General features: G+C 38.5%; 20 protein-coding genes. 3 read left to right on the forward strand and 17 right to left on the reverse strand.

From position 1 onward, the window contains the following. Positions 1-384: 384 nt before the first annotated feature. Together pyrE and rph are read right to left on the reverse strand one after the other, a co-directional pair. Positions 385-1,029 (reverse strand): orotate phosphoribosyltransferase, encoded by a 645-nt coding sequence (pyrE, locus tag C7Y70_RS02875; protein WP_135473315.1) that lies wholly within the window; start codon positions 1,027-1,029, stop codon positions 385-387. Between the two features lie 22 nt (positions 1,030-1,051). Next, the gene (gene rph, locus C7Y70_RS02880) at positions 1,052-1,765 is read right to left on the reverse strand and encodes a ribonuclease PH (protein ID WP_099296249.1); all 714 of its coding nucleotides are present in this window, start codon (positions 1,763-1,765) and stop codon (positions 1,052-1,054) included. A gap of 165 nt (positions 1,766-1,930) precedes the next feature. Between rph and C7Y70_RS02885 the strand changes: the two genes are divergently transcribed. Next, complete coding sequence (locus tag C7Y70_RS02885; RefSeq protein WP_099296248.1) at positions 1,931-2,791, forward strand: YicC/YloC family endoribonuclease; 861 nt, start codon at positions 1,931-1,933, stop codon at positions 2,789-2,791. A gap of 74 nt (positions 2,792-2,865) precedes the next feature. Here C7Y70_RS02885 and C7Y70_RS02890 read toward each other — a convergent pair whose 3' ends face one another. Next, complete coding sequence (locus C7Y70_RS02890) at positions 2,866-4,863, reverse strand: response regulator (protein ID WP_135473316.1); 1,998 nt, start codon at positions 4,861-4,863, stop codon at positions 2,866-2,868. 168 nt (positions 4,864-5,031) lie between these two features. Between C7Y70_RS02890 and yvcK the strand changes: the two genes are divergently transcribed. Next, on the forward strand, positions 5,032-5,904 hold the full coding sequence (yvcK, locus tag C7Y70_RS02895) for a uridine diphosphate-N-acetylglucosamine-binding protein YvcK (protein WP_135473317.1): 873 nt from the start codon (positions 5,032-5,034) through the stop codon (positions 5,902-5,904). On the opposite strand, the gene C7Y70_RS02900 is transcribed toward yvcK, so the two are convergent. Beyond that, entirely contained in the window at positions 5,901-6,233 is a 333-nt protein-coding gene (locus C7Y70_RS02900) for an Hpt domain-containing protein (RefSeq protein WP_099296245.1), read from the reverse strand. The genes yvcK and C7Y70_RS02900 overlap by 4 nt on opposite strands. A 21-nt stretch (positions 6,234-6,254) precedes the next feature. Between C7Y70_RS02900 and C7Y70_RS02905 the strand changes: the two genes are divergently transcribed. Continuing rightward, on the forward strand, positions 6,255-7,265 hold the full coding sequence (locus C7Y70_RS02905) for a glycosyltransferase family 4 protein (protein ID WP_135473318.1): 1,011 nt from the start codon (positions 6,255-6,257) through the stop codon (positions 7,263-7,265). Here the strand turns inward: C7Y70_RS02905 and C7Y70_RS02910 are convergent. The 13 genes from C7Y70_RS02910 to C7Y70_RS02970 all read right to left on the reverse strand — a co-directional run bounded on the left by C7Y70_RS02910 (position 7,262) and on the right by C7Y70_RS02970 (position 23,485). Then, on the reverse strand, positions 7,262-8,668 hold the full coding sequence (locus tag C7Y70_RS02910) for a sigma-54 dependent transcriptional regulator (RefSeq protein ID WP_135473319.1): 1,407 nt from the start codon (positions 8,666-8,668) through the stop codon (positions 7,262-7,264). The genes C7Y70_RS02905 and C7Y70_RS02910 overlap by 4 nt on opposite strands. A gap of 93 nt (positions 8,669-8,761) precedes the next feature. Beyond that, the gene (locus C7Y70_RS02915) at positions 8,762-10,222 is read right to left on the reverse strand and encodes a SpoIIE family protein phosphatase (protein ID WP_135473320.1); all 1,461 of its coding nucleotides are present in this window, start codon (positions 10,220-10,222) and stop codon (positions 8,762-8,764) included. A gap of 7 nt (positions 10,223-10,229) precedes the next feature. Further along, on the reverse strand, positions 10,230-10,934 hold the full coding sequence (locus C7Y70_RS02920; RefSeq protein ID WP_099296241.1) for an AAA family ATPase: 705 nt from the start codon (positions 10,932-10,934) through the stop codon (positions 10,230-10,232). Continuing rightward, positions 10,931-13,012 (reverse strand): SLBB domain-containing protein, encoded by a 2,082-nt coding sequence (locus C7Y70_RS02925; RefSeq protein WP_135473321.1) that lies wholly within the window; start codon positions 13,010-13,012, stop codon positions 10,931-10,933. The genes C7Y70_RS02920 and C7Y70_RS02925 overlap by 4 nt, the downstream gene beginning before the upstream one ends. A gap of 4 nt (positions 13,013-13,016) precedes the next feature. Next, a complete protein-coding gene (locus tag C7Y70_RS02930) occupies positions 13,017-13,874 on the reverse strand; it encodes an OmpA family protein (protein WP_135473322.1) in 858 nt (285 codons plus the stop codon). Positions 13,875-13,893: 19 nt separating this feature from the next. Then, positions 13,894-14,202 carry an STAS domain-containing protein gene (locus C7Y70_RS02935; RefSeq protein ID WP_099296238.1) on the reverse strand — a complete coding sequence of 103 codons (309 nt, stop codon included), beginning with the start codon at positions 14,200-14,202 and terminating at the stop codon, positions 13,894-13,896. Positions 14,203-14,366: 164 nt separating this feature from the next. Beyond that, positions 14,367-16,166 carry a sugar transferase gene (locus tag C7Y70_RS02940; protein ID WP_135473323.1) on the reverse strand — a complete coding sequence of 600 codons (1,800 nt, stop codon included), beginning with the start codon at positions 16,164-16,166 and terminating at the stop codon, positions 14,367-14,369. A 10-nt stretch (positions 16,167-16,176) separates the two neighbouring features. Beyond that, a complete protein-coding gene (locus tag C7Y70_RS02945; protein WP_135473324.1) occupies positions 16,177-17,253 on the reverse strand; it encodes a glycosyltransferase in 1,077 nt (358 codons plus the stop codon). Between the two features lies 1 nt (position 17,254). After that, positions 17,255-18,748 carry a GNVR domain-containing protein gene (locus tag C7Y70_RS02950; RefSeq protein WP_135473325.1) on the reverse strand — a complete coding sequence of 498 codons (1,494 nt, stop codon included), beginning with the start codon at positions 18,746-18,748 and terminating at the stop codon, positions 17,255-17,257. A gap of 137 nt (positions 18,749-18,885) precedes the next feature. Then, positions 18,886-20,016 carry a glycosyltransferase gene (locus C7Y70_RS02955; protein WP_135473326.1) on the reverse strand — a complete coding sequence of 377 codons (1,131 nt, stop codon included), beginning with the start codon at positions 20,014-20,016 and terminating at the stop codon, positions 18,886-18,888. Further along, entirely contained in the window at positions 20,013-20,723 is a 711-nt protein-coding gene (locus tag C7Y70_RS02960; RefSeq protein ID WP_135473327.1) for an acyltransferase, read from the reverse strand. Before C7Y70_RS02960 ends, C7Y70_RS02955 begins: the two co-directional genes overlap by 4 nt. Before the next feature lie 4 nt (positions 20,724-20,727). Continuing rightward, on the reverse strand, positions 20,728-22,080 hold the full coding sequence (locus C7Y70_RS02965) for an O-antigen ligase family protein (RefSeq protein ID WP_135473328.1): 1,353 nt from the start codon (positions 22,078-22,080) through the stop codon (positions 20,728-20,730). Continuing rightward, positions 22,073-23,485, reverse strand: coding sequence for an oligosaccharide flippase family protein (locus tag C7Y70_RS02970; protein ID WP_135473329.1), 1,413 nt, complete (start codon positions 23,483-23,485; stop codon positions 22,073-22,075). Before C7Y70_RS02970 ends, C7Y70_RS02965 begins: the two co-directional genes overlap by 8 nt.

The raw sequence follows: 23,485 nt of genomic DNA on the forward strand, positions 1-23,485 counted from the left end.
CGATTAAAGCGCGTTGCTTTACGTCGCCAGGGCTGCGCATGTTACGCTTTCCTATTTTTTTGTCAACACTTAATTTTAAACTTTTTAAAAAATCTAAACTTAAGTTTTACTCGACTTACTGATTAGCTGCTTGCCTCGCTAAGCGTTGCCTGCTCTGCCGTCTCAGTGGGGTCGCATTATAGGGAGAACCAATTTTTACGCAAGCGTTTTTTAAAGAAAACTTAAAATAAAGTACTGTTCGCTCACTATTCACGCCAAACACTACAAAACCTATACTTAATTTACGATTTAATAACTTTATTAAATGATTTAATGTAAAAAGCCCAGTGAAAATCACTGGGCTTTTACTAAGTAATGATTAGATAGCACCTACACAAGGCGTAATTAAGCAATACCGTATTGCTCGCGGTAAGCTTTAACGGCTTCTAGATGTTCATCCATTGTACCTTTGCTTTCGAGGTAACTAATAAGATCAGCTAATTTCACAATAGAAATAACTTTAGTACCAAAGTCACGCTCTACTTCTTGAATCGCAGAAAGGTCAGCTTTACCTTTCTCTTGACGGTCAAGGGCGATTAGCACGCCGCTTAAGTCAGCACCGTTTTGCGCGATGATTTCCATTGATTCACGAATAGCAGTACCGGCAGTAATCACATCATCAACTAACATGATTTTACCATTAAGCTCAGAACCCACTAATGTACCACCTTCACCATGCGCTTTTTTCTCTTTACGATTAAAGCAATAAGGCACATCTTTATCGTGATGATCAGCTAACGCTACAGCAGTCGTTGTTGCAATTGGAATACCTTTATAAGCAGGACCAAATAAAACATCGTAGTCAATACCCGCGTCTTCAAGGGCTGCAGCATAAAAACGACCTAAGCGTGCAAGGTCACGACCAGTATTAAACAAACCAGCATTAAAGAAGTAAGGACTAGTACGGCCTGATTTTAAAGTAAACTCGCCAAATTTAAGCACCTGCTTTTCAAGGGCAAATTCAATAAACTCTATTTGATAATCTTTCATTACTATTAAACCTATTACTTTATTAAGCGAGCGCTTGCTTTTGAACGTCAATAATTTCGCGAATTGAATGTTTAGCTAAAGTTAGCAGCTCATCAAGTTCGTCAAACGAGAACGGTTCACCTTCAGCGGTACCTTGTACTTCAATGATCTTACCTGTTTCAGTAAGAATAACATTCATGTCTGTTTCAGCTTCAGAGTCTTCTAGGTATTCTAAATCACTAATCGCTTGGCCTTTATAAACACCTACAGAAATTGCGGCAATCATAAATTTAAGCGGGTTAGAGTTAATCATACCTTTACTACGCATATGTGTTAATGCATCAACTAAGGCAACACAAGCACCGCTGATAGATGCTGTGCGTGTACCGCCATCGGCTTGAATAACATCACAATCGATAGTAATCGTATTCTCACCTAATGCTTTTAAATCAACCGCAGCACGAAGCGAGCGTGCGATTAAACGTTGAATCTCCATGGTACGACCGCTTTGCTTGCCACGCGCCGCTTCACGGCCATTTCGAGTATGGGTAGAGCGAGGTAACATACCGTACTCAGCAGTGATCCATCCTTTACCTTGGCCTTTCATAAAGCGCGGTACACCTGATTCAACAGTCGCTGTACAAAGTACTTTAGTGTTTCCAAATTCAACCAACACTGAACCTTCAGCGTGTAATGTATAATTACGTGTAAATGAAACCGGTCTTATTTGGTTAGGTGTTCTTTCGCTTGGACGCATTAACGATCCCCTTAATTCATAATTTGCCATATTATAAGTGTATGTGAGTACAGATGCCATGCTGATTTAAATAAAAGCCGACTGTAAAAAAAATTCCTCTAGAGGTTACGTAGTGTTACGGTATAATCAATTTTATATTGCATAAACAAAACTAGGAAATCATTCATGATCCACAGTATGACTGCTTACGCCCGTCGCGAGATTAAAGGCGATTGGGGCACTGGCACGTGGGAAGTTCGTTCAGTTAACCAACGTTACCTTGAAACCTTTATTCGCGCACCTGAGCAATTTCGTGGCATGGAGCCGGTTATTCGTGAACGCCTACGTAAACACTTACAGCGCGGTAAAGTTGAGGTATTTTTAAAGTTTGTTGCTAACCCTGCACATGTAGGTGAACTTTCAATAAATGAATCCCTTGCGACACAACTCATTAATAGCGCTAAATGGGTGCAACAACAAAGTAATGGTGACATAAATCCAGTTGATATCCTTCGTTGGCCAGGTGTAATGGAGGCGCAAGAGCTTGATATGGATAGTATTAACACCGCGCTCATTTCTGGTTTTGATCAAGTCGTTGAAGATTTCAAATCTGCACGTGGCGATGAGGGAGCAAACCTTGAAGAAATGATAGCCACACGTCTTGATGCTATTTTAGAGCAAGTTGCTGTTGTAGAAACTCATATGCCAGAGATTGCTAAGTGGCAACGTGAAAAACTAGCTCAAAAGTTAGAAGATTTAAAAACCGATATTGACGAATCTCGCCTAGAGCAAGAACTAATCTACCTTGCGCAAAAGCAAGATGTAGCCGAAGAACTCGACCGTTTAAAGTCACATGTGAAAGAAACTAAAAAAATTCTGAAAAAAGGCGGTGCATGTGGCCGCCGTTTAGATTTTATGATGCAAGAGTTTAACCGCGAAGCAAACACCCTCGCCTCTAAATCAATTAATAGTGACATCACTAATGCAGCGGTAGAGCTAAAAGTGTTGATTGAGCAAATGAGAGAGCAAATTCAGAACATAGAATAAGCTACAAAAGCTTTTAATTACGATACTAAGCCTTTTATTAAAGGCCTAGTATCGTAACCCTCAGTTAGCAATTCTTACAATGCATTTAATGACGCCTTCAATGTCTCAAATTTAATCGGTTTTGTAAGCACTTTGTTCATACCTACTTTGAAACAAGAGGCTTTGTCGTCTGTGGCAGCATTGGCGGTAAGGGCGTAAATAGGAATATCGCTTAGAAGCTCATTGCGAATATGTTGTGTAGCAGTTAACCCATCCATAGTTGGCATCATGATATCCATCAGTATTAGATCAAAACTTTTAAGCTGCATAAATTCAATCGCTTCTGCGCCATCGTTAGCAACCGTTACTTTATGATTTAACTTTTCTAGGAATGCTTTAATCAATAATTGATTGGTTTTATTATCTTCAGCAACAAGTATGTTGAGTGTTGAACGATTTTGTAATGAAACTTTCTCTACCTCACTTTCTAGCGCCGTATTCAATGGAATTGATATACTAAACGTACTCCCTAAACCAAGTTGAGTATGAACATCTATTGAGCCATCCATTAATTCAATTAAGTTCTTAGAAATACTTAACCCTAAACCCACACCTTCACTTTCTCTATTAATGCCATCATTCACTTGTCTAAAAGGCTGAAAGATTAGTGCTAAATCTTTTTTGGCGATCCCTACTCCAGAATCTTTGACTTCAAAATTAAGCAGGGCATTTTCGACATTCACTCGCAAAGAAATACTGCCAGAACGCGTATATTTAAACGCGTTACCAATAATATTAAATAGAATTTGCCCTAATCGAAATTCATCCCCCATTATAAAAGTAGGCACTTTCTCATCAATATTGATTGAAAAAATAATATCATCACTGTCTTCTATTATGTGTAATTGACCCACTATATTTTCGATCAATAGCTTTACATTGAGTGGTTTATTTACCAGTAAAATTGTGCCCGATTCTATTTTTGAAAAATCCAATACATCAGTGATTAAACCATAAAGTATATCGGCACTTGAATTAGCATAATCAAGCCACTGGCGTTGCTCTTGAGTTAATTCAGTATCAAGAAGTAACTCAATAACCCCCATAATTGCATTCATAGGAGTGCGGATTTCGTGTGACATAACAGTTAAAAATTTAGATTTAGTATTACTTGCCTCTTCCGCTTTTAATTTAGCACTTTCTAAAGCGACCTCTCGCTGTTTAGAAAATGTAATATCCTTAGCTATTCCTAAATACCCTATAAATTGGCCCAACTCATCAAACTGTGACTTACCATTTAATGACACCCATAAGCGTTGCGACGCATTCACTTCAAACTCAAAATTACTAAAATCTTCATGCTCTTCTATCAGCTTTGAGAAACCTTGCCACTTCTGTGTATTTTGTTTTTCATTATGCGTGAGTAAGGACATAATTTTCTTTTTTAAAAATAACTGGGTATATATTTTATTTTCACTCTCGATATTATTCACACTAACGAATTTCATGTCCGAATCTGTTCGCCAAAACCATTCGCTTGCAAGCTCTTTAAACAAGGTCGACAACTGAGTAAGGTCATCGAGTAATCTAACCGATTTACTTGATTGCTCAACAACCCGGTTTAAGTTTATAAAGGCTAAAACCACTTGTTGTAAATAAAGCTTTATTATTTCAGATTGCACTACCCCAGAGTGTTCTATTAAATTAATGTTCGTGAAAATATATAAAAAACGGCCCATTTCAAGCTCAGTACTTATGATTAAACAAGTCTGCATATTGCGCTTTGTTAGCTCATCTAAATAAGTAAACTCCAACTCCTCAGTTGAATTTTGGCAAAGGCTAAAGCCCCTTTCTTGCGCCTGTGAGAACAGTGCACAATGTGGCCATTTATCAATATGAAAATTATGGTTGCTTGCTGCAAATAATGTGCATTGAGCATTCTCTTTTTTCAAAAGAATGCAGTCTTGGTACTTCATTAAAGGTTGAAGCATTTTATTCATTGCTGTGAATATACCTATCTCATCTTCACATTGAGATAGCTTAGCAAGATGTAGTTGTAGCTCATTAACCGTAATGACATCATTGTGTTGCATGAATGCTCTCCGTTTAAAATGCATCGCGTTATGCAAATATTTGCAACCGTCGATTCCATCCCAATTAAATATAGAACAAAATTCAATATAAATCATTGAGTTAATAAACTTTTTAAGGTGGAACGATTACTGCTTACTAACAGTATAAGTAAGCGAAGGGGCAAGTGCATGAATATAGTATGTATTGGTGGTGGTCACGGACTCGCACAAGTTTTAAGTGCAATAAAGCCAGTGTGTAATCAATTAACAGCTATTGTTGCGACTACCGACAATGGTGGTAGCACGGGAAAAATTAGGCAATTACATAACTGTATTGCTCTTGGAGATATAAGGCGCTGCAGTGTTCAACTTGCTGATGACTCAGTCGTTACGAGGAAAATTTATGAGCATAGATTTACCACTGGTGATTTAAAAGGGCACTGCTTAGGCAATTTAGTCCTGCTAAACATGCTACAAGCATCACATTCTGCAACAGCAGCAATTGCAAAATTCAATAAGCTTTTAGGTAACTCTGAGACAGTATTACCGATGACTGAATCACCAACAGACCTCGTCGCTATTTTAAGCAATGGTGAAGAGGTTTTTGGTGAATGCGCCATTGATGCGTTAAATTCGCTTCCCGATAAAATCTATTTATCTAATAAAGTGGCTGCATCGCCTGGATGTGTTGATGCTATTTTAAATGCTGATTTAGTTATTATTGGGCCCGGAAGTATTATATCTAGCGTGATGCCCGCATTGTTAATCGACGATATACTTCGAGCCGTTGAAAAAACATCTGCGTGCCGGGTCTTTATTGAAAACACAGCTGAAGAAAACAGTGTTATGAAGCATATTCAAAGTGCTGGAATTGATTGGCTGCAAGAGCAACTCGGTAGCAAAATATACGATTTAAGTATCTCACCTTCGGCTATTTCTGAAATTTTAGCTAGTAATTCACATTTTAAAAATCACTCAAACCACTTGCACGATATTAGCGAGCTAAATCATATATTTTGTACTTTTTTAAAAAGCTCAATAGATGAAAGCCCTCTTGTTTAAGGATTTTTTATTACCAATGCAAGTTGCTTAAAGGTGAGCTCGCTTTGGGACTCCGCTACTTTTAAAAGTTGTTGTAACTGGGAGCTTACACCCTCTTGGTTAACAGTTTTTTCAATTTGCAAACACGTTTGCGCTAATTGGGTAGCACCAAAGCTGTTGCAACTACTCTTTAAACTGTGCGCGTTTATTTCTATTGTTTTAGCATCAGATGAGTGAACCATCTCTGCGACTAACTTTTGCGATTCATCAACAAAAACGTGGATTAGTTCGATGGCTAAAATTTCACCCACATCAGATTTAAGTTGTTCTATTATGGAATTATCAATCATATTGTTCTTTAGGAGTTAAGTATGAAATGTCAGGTTGTTTTATTTGTCGACTCATCCATGATCGGCGGCATTGAAACCCATATAGTAGAACTATTTAAGCTACTAAAAAATAATCATGTTAGCTGCTCTGTATTATTTTATAAAAATCATCACAATCATGAATTTTATACACTGCTTGATAAAGAGAGCGTAGAGTATTCCTTCATTCAAGGTACACTCAGTAGCTTGATAAATCAATTCACTCAGTATGATAAACATACGGTCATCCATACGCATGGCTATAAAGCGGGTATTTTAGGCCGTATAGCTTGCAAAATAATGGGGCGACGTTGTATTAGCACCTATCATGCTGGCGAGGCTGGCAAAGGAAAAATGTGGTTTTATAACAAGCTAGACGTTTGGCTATCAATACTTTCTACTAATTTCGCAGTTTCACGTAAAATTAAAAAAACAATTCATAATGCAACATTACTTGAAAATTTTATAGATATGCCTAAAGAGGTTCCCCCTATCGAAACTCATAGTCATATTAGAGTCGGGTTTGTGGGGCGACTATCTTACGAAAAAGCACCTGATATTTTCTTTTCACTAGCAAACAATATGAAGAACAACCCTAATGTGAGCTTTCATCTTTTTGGTGATGGCCCAATGAAAAAAGATATTCCAAAAATAAGTAACTTACAGTATTACGGATTAGCTAAACGAGATGACATTTGGCATAACATAGATGTGTTACTCATCTGCTCTCGAGAGGAAGGCTTGCCAATGACACTACTTGAAGCAATGTCCAAGAATAAACTAGTTATTAGCAGCCCCGTTGGCGAAATACCAAGTATTATCAATAAAACTAACGGACTATTAATGAATAAAGGAGATGAAAAAGAATGCCAACAATGCATTGAAACACTGCTAACGCTGCATCCTGAAAGTAAAAAAATAATGATACAAAATGCTTACTCAGTCCTTACGCAAAGGTTTTCCGGCAAACAACAATTTTCAATATTGCTTGATGCTTACAATGCGCCTAACTAAGTAGCACTTTCCTCCCACCCTTTAATTTTTCTGTAAAGAGTAGAGGGGCTCACATCTAATAGTGCCGCGGCTTTAGGAATATTACTGGCACAAATATCGATTACTCTTTCTATGTATTCTTTCTCAGCCAGCCAAAGCGCCTTCACCCCAGCTTCATCTGAAGGTAATGCCGTTAAATCTTCTACAGAAACACGGTTTTCAGGTTCTTTTTTCTCAATTGGCAACGGTGTTTTAATGTTGCTATTTGGAAGAACTGGAAGCATATTTACATCAATTATTTCTTGTGGATTGAGTACTAATATATTTCGAATTACGTTCTCTAACTGTCTAACATTACCCGGCCAATCATATTGGCTAAAAGCGTGTTTTACATCCATTGTCATAGACTTAAATGGGTGGTTCTCTTCTTTCGCTATTTTTACAAACAAGGCCTCAGCTATTTCAATAATATCGCCTTCACGCTCGCGTAAAGGCGGAAGTTCGATAGGGATCACATGTAATCGATAATACAAATCTTCCCTAAATCGTCCCGCCTCAACTTCAGCTAAAGGATCTCGATTTGTCGCACACACAAAACGCACGTCAACTTTAACCTCTTTTTCGCTACCCACTAACTGATAGGTTCCCGTTTGGATAAAACGCAGCAACTTGCTTTGCAGATTGATGTCCATTTCACACAACTCATCTAAAAAGAGTGTTCCACCATCAGCTTGACCTGCAGCACCAGCACGATTTGCAATAGCTCCTGTGAATGCCCCCTTTAGATGACCAAATATTTCGCTTTCTATCAAATCTTTAGGTATTGCGGCACAATTTAATGCCACAAATGGCTTACTAGCTCTGCTAGATGCTTGATGGACAGCACGTGCGCACAACTCTTTCCCTGTGCCGCTTTCGCCAGTAATAAACACCGTCGCTTTACTCACAGATGCAGAGCTGATGATTTGATAAACAGACTGCATTTGTTTTGAGCTACCAATCAAATCAAAATAACGACCATTTTCATATGTGTTTTTGTATGTGGTAACTTTTTGTTTTAGGTCTTTAATTTTGAGAGCATTATTTATTGTTATTCTAAAGCGATCTGCTTCAACAGGCTTTTCTAAAAAGTCACTCGCTCCCAATTTTATTGCTTGGATTGCCATTTCTTTAGTGGCGTGGCCAGTTAAAACAACCACTTGTGGAGAGTTTTCGGGTTCTAATTGAGCGAGTATATCCAAACCATTCATATCAGGAAGCATAACATCTAGCACGATTAAGTCAGGCTTGACGCGATCTATGATTTCTAAAGCAGTTGCCCCGTCATTAGCAAGCAAGGTGTTGACACCTGTAGGGAGTAAATAGGCTTGGTACATCATAGCTAACGACTGGGTATCTTCTACAATTAAAATTGTTGGTGGCATTATCCTTTCCCCTTAGCTATCCACTAAAATTACTTTAATTATTATTCGCCTAGCGCAATTTAAGTTAACTATATAAAACACATTAAATCAAATTCAATTAATGATCACCAACGATGCATCATCTACTTCTTTAGAAAGGATTACTTGTGAATTTTTCCATAATAAATGAGCAAACTCCTCAGCAGAGTCCTGGTGAGGGGGAATTATTTTTTTTAGTTCAGCAATTTCATTCATATCAGCACATCGATTCTCGGTCCAACCATCGGTATACACCAAAAGGTGCTCTACATTTTCTAACTCAGCTTCATAAAGTGTATAAGTATGCTCTTTTGAAAGACCGAGTAACGGACCCGTACCTGTAAGCTGTAAAACAGTGCCATCTTTATAAATTACCACTGGAGCTGGATGACCTGCATTTAACCAATACAGTTTGTTGTCTTTCAAGAAGCAAATAACCAAGGTCACTAGGCTCGATTTACATAGTTGTTGCTTGTAAAGTGCATCATTTAATGCACTCAGCATATCTTGGTAAGCGAGTCCTGTTGCTAAAAACCCACTTATAAAACCTTTAATTGCAAAGCTTTCTTTCAAAGCTTGTAACCCGTGCCCCATCATGTCACCGAGTATAAACGCGCTGCCTTCATCATTGATTGGCATAAAAAAATCGCCGCCATTGCCAACGCTAATTGAGCCAAAAATATGCGCAGTTTTTTTATTTGCAAGGTGGACCTTTGCTGGAGCCTGACCAAACGTGCTTTGGTATGACAAGTAGGCAAATCGATGTGTAACACGCTCTATACTTTGTAATAGTTTGTTTTTCTTTACAGGTTTAATTAAGTAATCATCAACACCTAAACGGTTAATTTTACTGATCACCTCTTCACTGTCATCACCCGTAAGCATAACAACAGATAATTGGGACTTAAGGTTCGAACGATTTAGCTTCGCCAATAGCGGCTCACAAGTGCCATTTTTGAGCTTATGATCCAATAACAGAATACTTGCATCCGACGTTAGAATAGCTTGCCAACCGGCCTCGATATTTTCACATGTAATAACTTGAAACTTGTCTTTTAAATAGGCTTTCATCAGTGCAAGCTGAGTTACATCGTCATCAACATAGATAACGCAAGGTCGCTTATCAATCTGAGTTAAAGGAAATGTAAAAAAGTTTTTTAACTCGATTGTTTCATATGAGGCGTCAGCGAAATAGTGGCGAATCAATTCAACCCCCATTCCTCCCTCCACCAGCTCTTCAGAGTCTATTTTCCAAGTGGAGTTATTTTTTTCAAATAGGTTATAGGGTTTTAGTTCATCGATAAAAGTTAAGTGATACGAATCACTGCTTATTTGACTTATGCGCACAGTGATCAACTGCTCACTTCCCTCATTATGGCGAATAAGATTAGTTAAATATTCCGTTGCAACCAATCCGGCTGCATCAGCCTCATCACGCTTAACAGACAACGCCCCTAGTACATGTTTAAGTACTTGGCGAATTTCAGTTAATGTTGGCCAAAGTAATTCAAAACGTCGTTCAAATAAAATATCCATGCAGCCCTCAGTAATGCTTAAACAGCCATTTCTGTTTATGTATTTTGTTACTTAATAGCCGACACACTTTCGGCCACTTCTGAGCTTTACTCTCTAAAAAGAGCAAGACTCTTTCACCTAAGGGGGCAAAATCATGTTGGCTAACTAACATTTTTATATTGCTATGTCCTGCCTGTTTTAATTCCCGAACACCTTCACACAATGACTCTTCATCGTTAATACCCAACCCAACAGTAACCAACGTTAAATCGCTACACAAACTTAGTGAGTGTAAGGGAACATTGTTACGATTAAGCTTTAAAGCCGGTGACATATCTAACAAGATATAATCATATTCTTGCTTTAAACGGATAATTGCCTCATTCAAAACATGCTTATTTTTTGCTGATTCAATAGCCGATAAGTTTTTTATCGTTAGTATATTAACTTCTTTGTAAGGTAATACACTGAGCTGGCATGAAATATCATCAAATCGCCACTCATTCGTTAAGTTTGGTAAATGCTCATCAATGTTAAATGAGCTTATTGGATTAAGGTCAATAATTAACACTGATTGATTTTGGCTTTGTAAACGCCTTGCAACGCTTATACAGGCACTAGATGACCCTTCTGCACCATGTAATGAAATAAACGTGACACACCGTGCATCACTATCTTTAATAGTATTACAGATTGTTTCTAACTCATGGTACTGCTCTGGTATAATTTTCATAAGCCCACCACTAGCGCAATAATAGTAATAAAGTCGAGGAAATTGTCTTTAAATTGACTGAGTAAATCTTGTCCTTTATCTGGCACATAAAGCGTGTCGCCGGCTCGCAATACAGGAATGTTTGCTGAATTAGGTGACTTAATAAACGCCTCTAAATCAAAAACTCTCGACTGCTCTTTACAACATGAATGATTAACGACAACAATTTTATCAATTAACGCTGAATTCAGTGGCCCACCAGCTTCTGCTAATACATCAAGAATAGACATGGTATCGTCAAAGTTATACCGGCCTGGCTTTTGTACCGCGCCCATAATGCGTACAACCCGTTCCTTAGGTGTGCGCAACCAGTCTTTATTTTTTTCTGGGATAAAAATAGTATCGCCAGGCTGCACGTGCGGAAATAATGTTTCATCACCTGTTTCAAAATAAAGCGCTAAATCTAACTTGCTTACCCGTGCACGATTACTATTGCGATGTGTTACGCGGATATTTCTAATGTCTGCATTTGCATTTGGCCCATCAGCAGCTGACAGAATATCAATGAAGTGCATATTACCATTAAACGCATAGCGCCCAGGAGAGCCCACTTGTCCCATAATGTAGATTGACTTACTCGACTCTTGGCGTATCCATTGCGATTTATTATCAGCTGGATCAACGGGTAATTCTTCCACAATAATGGTGTCGCCTGCATGCAAATCAGGTAAAGAAGTTTGCCCGTCAGTAATGGTGTATTTTTCTAAATCAAAACGCTGGGTTTCTTCACCATCTCGAATTATTTTAATATCATTGATGTTCGCCCCTTTGGTTGGCCCACCAGCATGCGCAAGTAAATCGGTAAAGTCCATCTCATTGCTCCACTCATAACGTCCTGGCGATTGAATAGCACCAATGATTTTTATTGCTCGTTTAGTGGGGATTTTTAACCAGCTTTTTTCATTAACGTCTGTTTTCTCAGGCACAAATATGACATCACCTGGATTAAGATCAGGCACCTTAACTGTTTGTGTGCCTTCACTGTAACTTTGTAAATCAAATAAAATACTCTCGCCTTGAGGGGTCAATATTTTAATTAAACGTGTTTCAGCAAACCGTGTAGGCCCGCCAGCATTAGCTAAAATATCTAAAAAATTAGTACTGTCTGCCGCTTCATAGGCACCAGGTTTTTGCACCTCTCCCATAATATAAACTGTACGCGAGGTAGTATTGACATCATCCACCATAATGGGGACGTAAATAGTCGACCCTGCTTCTAGTTCAGGCATACTATTAACTGGTTTATCAAGATAAGCTTTTAAATCAAATATGACAGGGGTTTCATTTAAAATGACCCTTATTTTGGTCACGTCAGCGTAACGCGTCACCCCTTCTGCACGCATTAGCGCATCTAAAATTGTCATTTTTTCTTTGAATGAAAAACTACCTGGGTTGTGTACTTCACCTAAAATAGTGATGGCGCTTTTGTCGCTGGCATCCCCAGTGGCGCTAAGCGTTTGTGCATCAAAATCTATTTGTACATTACCTAACAAAGGAGAGACAGGCACAAACACGGTATCTTCACTTTTAAGTGGGGGTAATAGGCTAATATTGCCTGTGTCTAGGTAGGCCTTGTAGTTAAATTCAATAACCTCATCGCCACGTCTTATCTGTAGCCTATCAAGCTGAGCACCCGGCTTTAAGCCATCGGCTTTTGCAATAACCATTTGAATGTTGCCATCATCTGGAATACTGACTTGAGATGGGTTAATGACATAACCTAACACGTTAATAAAAATATCGCGGCTACGCACCTCCACATAAAAATCATCAATTGCAACATATAGCTCTGTTAACAGCGGCTTTAATTCAGATTCTATTTGTGCAGTCGTTTTATTAGCTACGTTAAATTTTCCAATTTCAGGGATATTGATTTGGCCATTTTTATCTACCTCAAATAAGCCATCAAATTCAACCTCACCCGGTATATACAAAAACAGTTTGTTACCTACTTGCACTTCAAGTTCGTCAGCAGCTGTGCTTGCAGCACCAGGGGTCACCAAAAATAGTAATATCAGCATAGTAAAAATAGTTTTCATGGCACTACTCCTTTTTACTTGCAATAATTTTTGTCCATTTAACCAATGCTTTTTCTTTTTGATCTTGTGGATTGGTGTTATTTGCATCGAGTATTATTGCTTCAACTCTGCGATCTGAGTGACGAGCACTTTCATTTTGAATTGCATTGTCACTATACGGTTTTAAGCTCCCTTGAGTCAGTGTGGTAATACTCGCTTTAGGCACCCCATATATTACCAACCATTGCTTTACTGTTTCTGCACGTTTGAGAGCAAGCTCATAGTTACTATTCGTTGTACCTAATTTATCAGTATGACCTACCAATAAAATGTTGATACTTTCTAACTGTTTAATTAAATCCGCTGCTTGGGCCACTCTCACGGCATACTTAGGCGTTATTTCAAACGCATTAAATGCAAATTGGTTGTCACTATTAAGTAATTCTGATAATTGTTTTTTAACATTCACAAGCGCAGGCTTGGTCGCCGTTTCTGGTGCGCAATCGGTGAGTTTACGAACAGTATCAAAATGATTAGTTAGCTGATTTAGCGCATGATAATGAAGTAGTAAGTCGTGCTCAGCATCTTGCCACATTTGAGCTGCAATTAATCGACGAATACGGTTTTCGTATATTTGCGCCTTGAGTAGCTGCGCAGGCATGCACGCCTTGATGTCTTGTGATTTAAGTAATTCAAGTTTAAGTACTAAATGCTCAAACTCACTGGTTACCACATCTTCAGGTTGCGTATAATTAGAATCATATAATTCATCTTCCTGTGGATAGTTTTGATATTTTTCAGCTAGCCCCCCTTTACCGTGCTCCGGCCAAGAAGAACACCCACCTACAAACAAAATAATGGCAATGATGACATAAGATCTCATTATACTCTCCTTAGTCCATTTAGATTGAGTCTATAAACGGAATTGTTTTATCGACTCTCAACAGATTCATTAGCTTAAACGGCTGACCCGTCACATTTAGTAAAGATAATGAATTACCTTGTTTTTCAATTCTTTTGTATAGAAAAACAATAGCACCAATTCCAGAAGAGTCGATAAATTCCGTGTTTGAGAAATCAAGAATAACCGAACTCGCATCCTGTTCTACAAAATATTCAAACTTATCTTTTAGTTCATCAACTGCAAAACCTGAGAAGTCTGTAGGAAGTGTTAAAACTTTTTGCTCTGTATCGCTGGCTAAATTAATCATGCTTGTTACCTTTTAAGTTTAAAGACTCTTAAAGTAATTCAAGAAGAATGCCAAATATAAACAGTTGAATTTTAATGATTTTTATTTTAGTGCTTGGTGTAAGCAGGCTTGATACGCATAATGCAATCGCTTTTTAAGTGTGCTTTTGCATTATGCGAAAAAAATTACTGACCTTTTCCTGTAAAGATAACAACAAAGGTTTTATACAAAATACTGCACTCCATATAACACCAACTACGCGCTGATGACGTACTTAGCATATAAGCATAATCCCAACCGATTTTATTTCGCGCATCATCAATACTTTCATCATATCCATTCATTACTTGCGCTAAGCCTGATATACCTGGTTTTATACCGTATGTTCTTTGGCAAAAATAAGGAATGTCTTTTTCCAGCTTTGAATAAAATACCGGTCGCTCTGGACGAGGGCCTATTAATGACATATCACCGATCAGTACATTCCAAAGTTGCGGTAACTCATCTAACCTAGTTTTGCGAATAAAACGACCTATAGGCGTGATTCTAGGGTCATTTTTACTCGCCCAAACGGCACCGCTTTTACTTTCAGCGTCAACCACCATAGAACGGAACTTAAGCACATCAAACAAGGCGACAAAGTCATCATTACTCTCACCCACTCTTTGTTGCTTAAACAATACAGGTCCTTTAGAGGTCATTTTTATGCTTAGCGCCACCCCAAGCATAACAGGCAATAACAGAATTAATCCGGTTGCGGAGCCGATAATATCAATTCCACGCTTGATAGTTTTGATCGGCGCATTGTTTTGTTTATTTAAATGATGAACACGATGCCAATGAGTTTTGTAGTCTCCGCGCTCAAATTTAACAATTCCCCAAAGCGCCAGCGCATAAGCACTAATTAGGTAATTAACACTGTCTACAATTGGCAATTTAGCTTTAATATTAAATAGGCGTTTAATTACGCCAACCCCATGAACCGCAAGTATCAAAATACTTAATAATGAAGGTAATACTGAGCTGGACAAAAATGCTAGGGTAAACGTCGATACATAAACACTCAATAATATAATTGGCATTAGTCCACGTAACACCTTATGTGAAAAAAAGTTAAAACTTACCCAACCCAACTTGGGGTTTAATAAAGTAAACAATGCTTTTATTTGTTGCCAGTTTCCAGCACCAATTCGCACTCTTCTTGCATTATCATGGCTTTGTTTGTCACACTCTCTTTCTAAAATATTGATGTCACTATTAACCTGCGATTTACCACCTTTTTGAAGAGCCTTCATCGAAAGAATAAAATCATCATTGATGGTGCCACCCTCTAAAAGCTCAGCAGCCTCAGAGCGTATAGCAAACATAGCCCCTGGCATCCCAATAACAGCCCCAAGCGATGATTCCATGCTTTTTACTTTGTTCTGATAATGCCAATACTGCTTTTGCTGTGCAGAAGCGAGTTCATCAAGCACATACACCCCGGTGATTACATTCACCTTTGGGTTTTTAAAATCTGTATCGATTTTATTTAATACATCTATGCTTAATAAGGCGCTCACATCGGTAAATAATAATGCATCGTAAGTTGGCTTGGTGAGTTTGAGCAATTCATTGATGCCAAATGCCTTACCTTTATTCTCTTTGCTAAAATGCAAATGACAATTAACATTTTGCTTTGCAAGATGCGATTGAGCAATCATGGCTTCTTGATATGTTTTATCTGTGCAACCGTCAAGGTAAACATGAATTGCATAATACTGAGTATCGTAAAGCATCGACCCTAAGTTATATAACTTCTCTTTAATATGAGCTTGCTCATTGTAAGCACACATTAAAATTCCAAAGCGTGTGGTGGGAGTTACAGTGGGCTTATCTTCCTTACGCTGTTCATTGCTAAAGAGTTTTAAAACAACTAAATACCCCACGTGATGGTACAAAACCAATACAATTAAAATTACCCATATAGTAAATAAGACCGACATAATGTTTCCCCTATAAAGCCAAACCATTATAAAAATGATCGTATGCTTTGCTCATTTGATCTGCATCGGCAATTGAGAAGATATGCTCTCTAATACATTGCCCTTGCTTCATGTTTAACGCTTTTAATAGAGCAACTTTTAAACCAACTAGATCATTTAACCCAACAAGTACTCCTTGCTCTTGCGTAACAACCTCACTAATGCCGCCAACATCACTGGCCACAATGACTTTTCCACACGCCATGGACTCCAATATAGACAGCGGTAATCCCTCTCTTTGCGAATAAAGGCACATCACATTAATTGCCGAGTAAAACTGCTGCATATGCTGTACATTTCCTAAAAAATGCACTCGCTCAAACACACCAAGCACTGAAGCTGCGTTTTGAAGCGACAACATTAAGCTGCCATTTCCTGCAAACACTAACTCAATATCGCTATCTAATTCAGGGAGTAGCTTTATTAAGTCCAAATGACCTTTTCCTGGCTCCAAACGAGCAGAACACCCTATGAGTTTTTTATCTAAGGGTAACCCGAGTAGATTACGTGCATTGGCCTCATCGATATCGGTAAACTGATGAAAATCAATTCCATTAAGAATAGTTTTATCAGCCTTGATAGATGTATGTTGGTAAAAATCATTTGCCACTACTTGAGCATCGGCAACCCAATTAATTTTGGTAAGGCTATTTAATACTTTCGTTATTAAGCGTTGCTTAAAATTATTTAAATACCACGCATCGTGGATTGTTGAAACATGGCGCACATTCTTGTTTGTCAAACATACAAGACTGGCATAAAGCATAGGCCCTATGTGGTGGCTATGTATCACATCTATATTGTGCTCTATGATTAATCGGTTTAGTTTTTTTAGTAAGGAAAAATCAAATTTGGGCGCTTTATTTAAGCTCACCATTTGATGCCCAAACTGTGCAAGCGCAGGCCACTCTTTTAATGCATCTTGTTCTTTACCTTCAAGGGAAACAATCAAGCTGTTATGAGCAAATTGGCTTTTTTGCATCAGTGTTACAGCCATTTTTTCTAAACCGCCAATTTTAAAATGCTGAACCAAGTGTAAAACATTCATATTAATACCCCTTTTTTAATAAGTTCATCGTTGAGTGTGAGTTCGTATAGATCTCCTCTTTACTTACGATGGGTAAGACAGTTATCACCTCAACGGCTGCTAACTTCTCAATAGTTTGAATATCTTTTAAGTGGCTATCGAATAACGTAGCAACGAAAACACATGTTCCACTTGTAAAGACACCTAACAAAATACCTACAATCACAGCGACCATCATTGAAGTGTTAATTGGTTGAGTTGGGCTGTAAGCGCGCTCGATTGTTTTAACCTTATCTGGGCCTTCATATTTGACTAACTTACCTGTGACTTTAGCCATTTCGTATCGCCCTAACATGTCTTTGTACAAAGACTGTTTAACATCGTAATCACGCTCTAATTTTCGTAATTGTTTTTCAACATCACTGGTGACAAGTAAACGTTGGCTTAGCTCATTGACTTGTTGATCAAGCAGCTCAAATTCCTGTTGATGCTGATAAACTTGGTTTTTAGCTTCTTCCAACGCCAATATTTGTGACACAAGCACATTACTTTCATTATCCGTGTTAGCGGGTAATGTATTAGCCATTTGCCATAGTTGTTCAATATTTTTAGCATCTAGATTCTTGCCGTTTTCGATTAACGTTTGCTGACGAGCTCTGATGTTTATCAGCTCCCGTTGTTTTGAAATCACTTTACTGTGCTTGTCTGTGTAACGCGTTTTTAAAAAGCTTAATTCGGACTCAGCAGTAATGATTCGTTCCTCAATGCGTCCTAAAATAGGGTTTGCTTGACCCATTTTTGAGGTTAACGCTTCCAGCTTGGCTTTGGCGCCAGACAGCACAATTGATTTTTGCTGCAAGTCACTCAATAACTTATCAAATGTCTGTCTGTTACTATGAAGTACAGTGGGCAGCGTATTAGTATTTTTAGCTTTGAATGCAGCTAATTCCTCTTCTGATATCTCAAGCTCTTGGCGAAGGCTAACAAGCTGTTGGTAAAAAAACTGCTCTGAGGTATCCAACGAGGCTTTTGTTGGGGCCAATAAACTCTCAATGAACTTTTCAACAATTTTTTCCAACACAGGCTTCATTTGTGATGGCTCATGCCAAATAAAATTAACACGCACAAGTTCATCACCGACTAATGAAAGTGAAAGTGACTGAGACAACTCTTGGTGTACCTTTTCAATGGCAGCTGGGCTTGCATTTTTAGGCACTAAATTGGTTTCGCGTGCGACAGCGATAAGTACCTTACGGCTAATAACCAAGGTTCTTAGGGCTGCCATACGGTTAGTTAAGTCAAAAGAAAAAGATAAATCATCTAAATAAGGATTAAGTAACGCTGACTCTTCAATAAGAATTGTAGCGTGGTTAGTGTATTTTTTTTGTGCCGTTACTGCCAATAATATAACCACAACAGGGACAATCGCTAATGGCAGCACAAAAAGCTTAGCCCGTGTATACAGTGCATACAAAGCTAAATAAAGTAACCGTTTTATTTGCTCTCTAACTAACATAATCCCTACCTATATATTTGCATTTTGCTATGCATAAATGAGCGATTATTTGCAAAATAAAAATGATTTACTGCTAATAACCGGCTTTACTAGGTAGTTGCACAGGGCGCGCCAATATAACGTTTGCGCTAAAAAAATTAGCGATTTAGCCGCACGGTATCATTGATTACTGTATTCGCCTTAGATTGCCAACTGTGTTGGAGTGCAATGTTTTGCTGTGTCTTTTCTAAGCACATTAATTGCGCTTTACTAAGGTTCAGTGCGTTATCAAGGTGGCTAATAAATTGCTGTGTAGTATCAGCTATAAAAAGGTGGGAAGCATAACGCTCTACAGCGGGGAAGTTTGTTGTAACAATAGGTTTGCCTGCGGCTAGGTATTCTTTTAGCTTTAGGGGATCGCATGCACGTATTTGATCGTTAATAACAAAAGGTAAAATCGATACACTCCAATGTGCAGAAAAAGATGCTAATCGCTCATGACTGACGGCTGGAATATGCGTCACATTTTTAAAACTTAATAACCGTTCTATGTTAGTAACAATATGACCCATTAATACTAATTGGTAATCGGGTCTTGCTGCTGCAAGCGCCTCAAGCAGGTCAATATCAAGCCATGCATTTATACTGCCGTAAAAGCCAATCACTGGCGCATTGAATGCTTTGATTTCGTCGGCCTTGGTTGTACTTTCACTAAATAACTCAACGCTCACGCCGTGGCTTAACATTTTAGCTTTATTCGCGGGCATTTTTGCCATTAAAAAATCACTTATGACATAAATTAAATCTGCGGTTGCTATTAATTGCTTTTCAAAAGGAGCAACAAGCTGTGCATCTACCCCTGCTAATGCTGAGAAGTCATCCCCGCAATAATAAATCACCTTATCTTGTGGCTGTTTTTTTACAAGATAATGCGCAGTTGGCACACTTAACCAGTAAACCACAGGAGCAGGGTCTGCATGTTCTTTGAAAAAGTGAGCGTAAATACGTTTATTTATAGAGCGAATAAAGCGGTTATCATGCCAAGGTAAAATAGGCAGTTTATATACAACCATATTTTTAGGCGTTGTAAGTGACTGTGTTTTGGTAGGTTTGAATACTTGTAGCACTTTATCAAAAACACGCTTTATATCATGAAGCCTCAAACGTGGTTTACGCATTCCAATAGAGTTCACCCAGTGGATCTCGTGCTGTTGCGCAAGCTCATGAAATAAATGCTGAGTGCTGCTTGGGTGACTGCCCCAATCTTCTGCGAAAACGATAAATTTCATGCGTCATCCTCTATTTCCTTTACTACTTTTGCAGGGTTACCAGCTGCAATACAAAATGCTGGTACATCTTTAGTAACGACACTGCCAGCACCTATAATGGCTCCTTTACCAATTGTCACACCACCAAGTACAGTTACTCCGGTTCCAAGCCACGCACCTTGTTTTATTATGATATCGCCAACCTGAGACTCATCATCACTTTCCCCCGCAGCGCGACGTTCACAGTCAACAGGGTGCCCAGGAAAGCCTGCAAGAAAAACTCTGCCAGCTAATCGCACATCATCCTCAAGTATAATAGTACGACCAACAGAAAACGCATTTTGCCAACCAATATCAACATTACTGCCAACGATTAATTTAGCCTTTGTATTACCGCAAGAGCGGCCGCATAAGGTACTTATTCCAGAGACTCTAACGTCATCGCCACACTCAATTTCAAGCTTACCGAGAATTTGCGGCATACCCGAATACACATACAAGCGCTTCTTTGAGCCTGCAATTTGGCTTTTAAAAAGTGGCGTAAAATATAAAACACGCAGTAGCTCATGGCTTAGCTGCTTAATCAAATGATGGAAGTGGAATAATCCAGAGTGAAACACTGGTATCACTATCATTTGCGGATTGCGAAGCGCTTTTGCAAAACGAAAAAATGGGGATGCCAGCGGATGTTCACTATTTTTTAGCCAATGCTTTAATTGTGTCAACATGCGGTTATTCCTTATTGTTTTGAACTGTTAGCTTTTCAAGTGCAATCGTTAGAGACAAGATAATGTAAAGTGGCCATGTAAAAGCTTGTGTTAAAAACGTGCCAGCTACCATAAAACCTAGTAAACCTGCTTTTAATGCATTGGCATTAACAGCTACATCAGGACTAAACTTCAGCTTATTCATGCACAGCACTCTAGATAAACTGCGGTAAATAGCAGCAATCACCAACACAAATATACACATTCCTACAAACCCTGTTTCACCTAGAACTTGAAACCATGTGCTATGTACTGCATGATTCTTGCCATCCCAATGCGGACTATAAAAATAATAATTAACAAAAAAGTTATTTACACCGACACCTGTAAATGGATTCGCTATCGCCATATTTATGGCCGCTTGCCAAGCATATATTCTCCCCATAGCTGATTCATCAACACCAGATTCAGCAGCGCCTCCACTTTGTCGATCTGAAATGCCAGCGAACACCATCATGGCTAACATGCCAACGGCACCAAATGCAGCCACAACCACAGGGTTTTTTACTTTTTGATATAAGAAGAAACTTAAAATAGCAGCAATACCTAAAAGCCCGCCTCGACTTTGCGTTGCGATAACACCTGAAATAGCTAAAATTAATCCAACTCCGGCAAAGATGCGTCGATACTTATTCGCATGTGTATCAAACAACTCCGCCGCTAAAAAAGACACAGGGAACATAAGCACCAAAGATAGATCGTTTGGGTCTCCTAGTTGCGAACGGTATTCTCGTGAAATAGTTACTCGAGTACCTTCAACAAGCCCTACTCCATTCATCTTGTTATTAAGTGCGACTAAAGAAATCGTGACTCCTGAGATCATAATTCCCAGCCTCACAAAGCTAAAGTGAGAGAAACGGGTTAACCACCAGCTAATAGCAAACACCATAATAAACACTTTCACTAAAACCCCTGACCAATATTCAATTGCCACACCTCTGTTCGACGCTGAAAACACACACACCGTTAGCCATGCAAACCAGATCGCAAAAATCAGGTGAGTAGAACTCCAGTGAGGCTTTAATGTTTTAGAAATAAACAAATGCCATGCAATTGCCAATAATGAAGCAATTGCCAACAATTTGGGGATTTTTAGCGGCATAAGCACCACAAATGCTTCGTGGATTCTAAAATAACTAAAGAGGATAAACAGAATGACAAATACAGTACTTAAACGAACAGCTAAAAAGCCTGCAAAGGGCAACAGTAAAAGCGCAAAAGCAGCGATTGGGCCAAATAAGAAATACAGCACCGAAACTAAAATAGTGACCAAAAGCCCATTGATTAATAAATTATGTTGCTTATACCAATTAACCATGTGCATTCCTTTTAGTTAATTGCTCAAAGGTATTGGTTACTAGAGATTTATACTTGTTAGCCAAAATAATAAGTAAACAAGTAAAAATAAGGCACTGGATACTCACAGCATAGCTTACGTCAATCACAGCAAACGCAAAAATACTTAAAAAGCACACCCAGCTGGGTACTATTCGATAAAAATTAAATGACAAAGTTTCTAGCTTTTGGCTCACCACAAAAAATAAAATAGTTTTGAGTGTTTGCGCCAAAACCAACGAGACAACGGCACCAACCACACCCCATGCAGGTACTAAATAAGTAAGTAGAATAAGAACACATACAGCACTGATGCCATTAATTACCGAAACAAATAGGCCATTAGAATGGATATAGCAGCCAATATTTAATAAGTCACTATGATGACGAAGTACTACAATAAAAATAAGGCAAGGTAACAACCAAGCATTGAGTAAGTAGCTTTGAGGTAGCACAAAAATAAACAGGTGTGGCGTAACAATTAGCATTAATGCACACAGTGCAATCCCTATCTCAAGGCTAAGTTCACATAAGTACACATAACGTGAAGGGCTCGAAGATAGTTCATCAAATCGGCGGGAGAACCACCACATTCTTACGGGCTCAAAAGCGAAGGAGGTCATCACTGCAAATTGCAAAGCAACATAATATTGTGCTAACGCCTCCTTCCCTATATTGGCTGCAATAAACCAGTTTTCGGCCCCGTTATTGGCATAAACAAATAACGATGACACTAGAATACTCAATAGAAACAAACCATTTTTGCGTGAAATGCTCCATGGTACTTGTTTAAAATCAATGTTAATCCTTGAAAAAATAATACCAAGTGAAATGATTAAAACAACGCAGCTTGCAATCGCACCTGAGGCCATTACCCCTGTTACCCCAAAACCTAGGTAGAGTAAAACTATGGTTAAGAGTGTTTGACCCACCCCTTGCAAAACCGCCAGAAAACAAAATTGCTTCGCCATTTCGTAATACCTGAAAAAGCAAAAAACGAGTGATAAAAGTGACGAAAAAGCTAAGTTTAAGGCGAGTAACTGCAAGTCAATTAATGACAAAGAAATAGGTAATAGTTCACTTATAGGCTGAATAAAAAACCAGAGAATTAAAACAAACAATAAACTTAGTACACTACACAGTAGTAATGCATCTCTAAATAATGCACGCTTATGGACTTCACTTTGCATTTGTTGTTTAAATAAAAGTTCTGGTAAACCTAAACATAAAAGCAACGACATCACAGCTGAAATAGAGACTAAAAAATTCAACTCACCAAATTGTGTTTGGTTTAATAACCGTGTTGAAATAGGCAATAAAACAAAGCCTAACCCTTTGAGAAGTAAGGTTGATAGTCCAAAGTAGGCAATTTGCTTTATTCCTTTCAT

This window comes from Pseudoalteromonas sp. KS88 (genome assembly GCF_004766475.1).
GTDB lineage: Bacteria > Pseudomonadota > Gammaproteobacteria > Enterobacterales > Alteromonadaceae > Pseudoalteromonas.

Coding starts and splice junctions, on each gene's coding strand:
- C7Y70_RS02945 (WP_135473324.1), bottom strand. CDS start 17,253: ATGAATGTTTTACACTTGGTTCAGCATTTTAAAATTGGCGGTTTAGAA.
- C7Y70_RS02935 (WP_099296238.1), bottom strand. CDS start 14,202: ATGATTAATTTAGCCAGCGATACAGAGCAAAAAGTTTTAACACTTCCT.
- C7Y70_RS02925 (WP_135473321.1), bottom strand. CDS start 13,012: ATGAAAACTATTTTTACTATGCTGATATTACTATTTTTGGTGACCCCT.
- yvcK (WP_135473317.1), top strand. CDS start 5,032: ATGAATATAGTATGTATTGGTGGTGGTCACGGACTCGCACAAGTTTTA.
- C7Y70_RS02910 (WP_135473319.1), bottom strand. CDS start 8,668: ATGCCACCAACAATTTTAATTGTAGAAGATACCCAGTCGTTAGCTATG.
- C7Y70_RS02885 (WP_099296248.1), top strand. CDS start 1,931: ATGATCCACAGTATGACTGCTTACGCCCGTCGCGAGATTAAAGGCGAT.
- pyrE (WP_135473315.1), bottom strand. CDS start 1,029: ATGAAAGATTATCAAATAGAGTTTATTGAATTTGCCCTTGAAAAGCAG.
- C7Y70_RS02905 (WP_135473318.1), top strand. CDS start 6,255: ATGAAATGTCAGGTTGTTTTATTTGTCGACTCATCCATGATCGGCGGC.
- C7Y70_RS02920 (WP_099296241.1), bottom strand. CDS start 10,934: ATGAAAATTATACCAGAGCAGTACCATGAGTTAGAAACAATCTGTAAT.
- C7Y70_RS02955 (WP_135473326.1), bottom strand. CDS start 20,016: ATGAAATTTATCGTTTTCGCAGAAGATTGGGGCAGTCACCCAAGCAGC.
- C7Y70_RS02950 (WP_135473325.1), bottom strand. CDS start 18,748: ATGTTAGTTAGAGAGCAAATAAAACGGTTACTTTATTTAGCTTTGTAT.
- C7Y70_RS02890 (WP_135473316.1), bottom strand. CDS start 4,863: ATGCAACACAATGATGTCATTACGGTTAATGAGCTACAACTACATCTT.
- C7Y70_RS02970 (WP_135473329.1), bottom strand. CDS start 23,485: ATGAAAGGAATAAAGCAAATTGCCTACTTTGGACTATCAACCTTACTT.
- C7Y70_RS02960 (WP_135473327.1), bottom strand. CDS start 20,723: ATGTTGACACAATTAAAGCATTGGCTAAAAAATAGTGAACATCCGCTG.
- C7Y70_RS02900 (WP_099296245.1), bottom strand. CDS start 6,233: ATGATTGATAATTCCATAATAGAACAACTTAAATCTGATGTGGGTGAA.
- C7Y70_RS02915 (WP_135473320.1), bottom strand. CDS start 10,222: ATGGATATTTTATTTGAACGACGTTTTGAATTACTTTGGCCAACATTA.
- C7Y70_RS02930 (WP_135473322.1), bottom strand. CDS start 13,874: ATGAGATCTTATGTCATCATTGCCATTATTTTGTTTGTAGGTGGGTGT.
- rph (WP_099296249.1), bottom strand. CDS start 1,765: ATGCGTCCAAGCGAAAGAACACCTAACCAAATAAGACCGGTTTCATTT.
- C7Y70_RS02940 (WP_135473323.1), bottom strand. CDS start 16,166: ATGTCGGTCTTATTTACTATATGGGTAATTTTAATTGTATTGGTTTTG.
- C7Y70_RS02965 (WP_135473328.1), bottom strand. CDS start 22,080: ATGGTTAATTGGTATAAGCAACATAATTTATTAATCAATGGGCTTTTG.